This window comes from Ruegeria sp. BHSC223 (assembly GCF_059613025.1).
Window position 1 is genome coordinate 1 of sequence record NZ_JBXWRR010000034.1, and the last position, 3,518, is coordinate 3,518.

2 rRNA genes are annotated in these 3,518 nt (G+C 54.7%); both read left to right on the forward strand.

Annotated features, from left to right (window positions below):
* The first annotated feature begins 287 nt into the window (after positions 1-287).
* A 23S ribosomal RNA gene (locus tag AC2FNY_RS20935) occupies positions 288-3,151 on the forward strand.
* Between the two features lie 227 nt (positions 3,152-3,378).
* Positions 3,379-3,493, forward strand: a 5S ribosomal RNA gene (gene rrf / locus AC2FNY_RS20940).
* The last annotated feature ends 25 nt before the right edge of the window (positions 3,494-3,518 follow it).

A 3,518-nucleotide genomic window follows, 5' to 3' on the forward strand; every position in this document is an offset into this window, starting at 1 on the left:
AGGCGGTAGGACATATAAAAGAGAGCGGAAGGCGTGGATTGGGTCTAGCCGGCTCGATCTGACGTATCCCTGTTGAAACGAACAGACGTTGTCCAAGTCAAGTACACTAACCCGGTGCGGTCCGCGAGGATACGCACCAATATGTTCAGCCCTGACGGGCTGAGCGGGAAAAGTGACTTTTGGTTCAGAAACAAGGCCTGGTCGAACCAGCCCGGGCCGTGAGAGTTGGAGCCCTCAAGTAGCCGCAAGGCGGTAGGGCGCTAATCAGTCTCTCTTTTTCTGGATCGAATCAAGCGCGAGAAGGGCGTTTGGTGGATGCCTTGGCAGCAAGAGGCGATGAAGGACGTGATACTCTGCGATAAGTCATGGGGAGCCGAGAATAGGCTTTGATCCATGAATCTCCGAATGGGGCAACCCACCTGAATGTTTGTTATTGTTAGCCTCGCTATCAATAATGAGCATGAACAGGTACTTAAGACCTGAATACATAGGGTTTTAAGAGCAAACCCGGGGAACTGAAACATCTAAGTACCCGGAGGAAAGGAAATCAATTGATACTCCCCTAGTAGTGGCGAGCGAACGGGGACCAGCCGAGCCTTGAGAATGAGAAGAACATGTTGGGAAGCATGGCCATAGCGGGTGACAGCCCCGTATTCGAAGTTCGATGGGACGTATTAAGTAGGGCGGGACACGTGAAATCCTGTCTGAAGATCGGAGGACCACCTTCGAAGGCTAAGTACTCCTTGCTGACCGATAGCGAACCAGTACCGTGAGGGAAAGGTGAAAAGCACCCCGACGAGGGGAGTGAAACAGTACCTGAAACCGGACGCCTACAAGCAGTCGGAGGGACCTAGCGTCCTGACGGCGTACCTTTTGTATAATGGGTCATCGACTTGGTCTCACGAGCAAGCTTAAGCCGTTAGGTGTAGGCGCAGCGAAAGCGAGTCTTAATAGGGCGTCGAGTTCGTGGGATCAGACCCGAAACCGAGTGATCTAGGCATGGCCAGGTTGAAGGCAAGGTAACACTTGCTGGAGGACCGAACCCACATCCGTTGAAAAGGATCGGGATGAGCTGTGCCTAGGGGTGAAAGGCCAATCAAACTCGGAGATAGCTGGTTCTCCGCGAAATCTATTTAGGTAGAGCGTCATCCGAATACCCCGGGGGGTAGAGCACTGGATGGGTAATGGGGCCCCACAGGCTTACTGATCCTAACCAAACTCCGAATACCCGGGAGTACTAGATGGCAGACACACTGCGGGTGCTAACGCCCGTAGTGGAGAGGGAAACAACCCTGACCTCCAGCTAAGGCCCCCAATTCATGGCTAAGTGGGAAAGCAGGTGGGATGTCCAAAACAACCAGGAGGTTGGCTTAGAAGCAGCCATCCTTTAAAGATAGCGTAACAGCTCACTGGTCTAATCAAGACGTCCTGCGGCGAAGATGTAACGGGGCTCAAGCCATGAGCCGAAGCTGAGGATGCCGCAAGGCATGGTAGCGGAGCGTAGTGTGACATAGGACTTGTCCTGTATTGCCGCCGGTCATTTGACGCGAGAAATCGCGCTCAAGTAGCCGAATAGGCGGTAGCGCAGGATAGAGTCCTTTCGATGAAGCGGGCGCGTGAGCGATCCCGTGGAGAGATCACTAGCGAGAATGATGACATGAGTAGCGACAAAGAGTGTGAGAGACACTCTCGCCGAAAGTCCAAGGGTTCCTGCTTAAAGCTAATCTGAGCAGGGTAAGCCGGCCCCTAAGCCGAGGCCGAAAGGCGTAGGCGATGGGAACCAGGTTAATATTCCTGGGCCAGGAGGATGTGACGGATCACGGATGTAGTTCGACCTTATCGGATTGGTCGGGCTGCTGAGTGGTCCCTGGAAATAGCCCTCCATCAGACCGTACCCTAAACCGACACAGGTGGACTGGTAGAGAATACCAAGGCGCTTGAGAGAACGATGTTGAAGGAACTCGGCAAAATACCTCCGTAAGTTCGCGAGAAGGAGGCCCGGGTTCAAGGCAACTTGGATCCGGGGGCACAAACCAGGGGGTGGCGACTGTTTATTAAAAACACAGGGCTCTGCGAAGTCGCAAGACGACGTATAGGGTCTGACGCCTGCCCGGTGCCTGAAGGTTAAAAGGAGGGGTGCAAGCTCCGAATTGAAGCCCAGGTAAACGGCGGCCGTAACTATAACGGTCCTAAGGTAGCGAAATTCCTTGTCGGGTAAGTTCCGACCTGCACGAATGGCGTAACGACTTCCCCGCTGTCTCCAACATCGACTCAGCGAAATTGAATTGCCTGTCAAGATGCAGGCTTCCCGCGGTTAGACGGAAAGACCCCGTGCACCTTTACTACAGCTTCGCACTGGCATCAGGATTGTGATGTGCAGGATAGGTGGTAGGCTTTGAAGCAGGAACGCCAGTTCCCGTGGAGCCTCCCTTGAGATACCACCCTTCGCACTCTTGATGTCTAACCGCGGTCCGTCATCCGGATCCGGGACCCTGCGTGGCGGGTAGTTTGACTGGGGCGGTCGCCTCCTAAAGCGTAACGGAGGCGCGCGAAGGTTGGCTCAGAGCGGTCGGAAATCGCTCGTTGAGTGCAATGGCAGAAGCCAGCCTGACTGCAAGACTGACAAGTCGAGCAGAGACGAAAGTCGGCCATAGTGATCCGGTGGTCCCGAGTGGAAGGGCCATCGCTCAACGGATAAAAGGTACGCCGGGGATAACAGGCTGATACTGCCCAAGAGTCCATATCGACGGCAGTGTTTGGCACCTCGATGTCGGCTCATCTCATCCTGGGGCTGGAGCAGGTCCCAAGGGTACGGCTGTTCGCCGTTTAAAGAGGTACGTGAGCTGGGTTTAGAACGTCGTGAGACAGTTCGGTCCCTATCTGCCGTGGGTGTAGGATACTTGAGAGGAGTTGCCCCTAGTACGAGAGGACCGGGGTGAACGATCCACTGGTGGACCTGTTGTTGCGCCAGCAGCAGTGCAGGGTAGCTATGATCGGACAGGATAACCGCTGAAGGCATCTAAGCGGGAAGCCCCCCTCAAAACAAGGTATCCCTGAGGGCCGTGGAAGACCACCACGTCAATAGGCCGGAGATGTAAGCGCAGCAATGCGTTCAGTTGACCGGTACTAATCGCCCGATAGGCTTGATCCGATCCAGTAACAGAAAGACTGATCAAATGGCCTCCAGCGCTCCGCGCGCCAGGCCAAATCAAGAACCAAAAGCACCAAAAAACTTGGACAACACGTGACAATCCAAAACTGGATTGCACCGGATTGATACCCTCCGCCCGGACAAAACGGGTGGCAACGCGCTTTCCTGCGGAAAACGCTGCCTGCCACTCTCACTGTCCGCAACGCGGACAGTGAGTATTTATTCGGTTTGGTGGTCATAGCGAGCGCAATACACCCGGTCCCTTCCCGAACCCGGAAGTTAAGTGCCTCCGCGCCAATGGTACTCGGGCTCAAGCCCCGGGAGAGTAGGTCACCGCCAAACCTAATAAATACTCAATTCTCTCTAA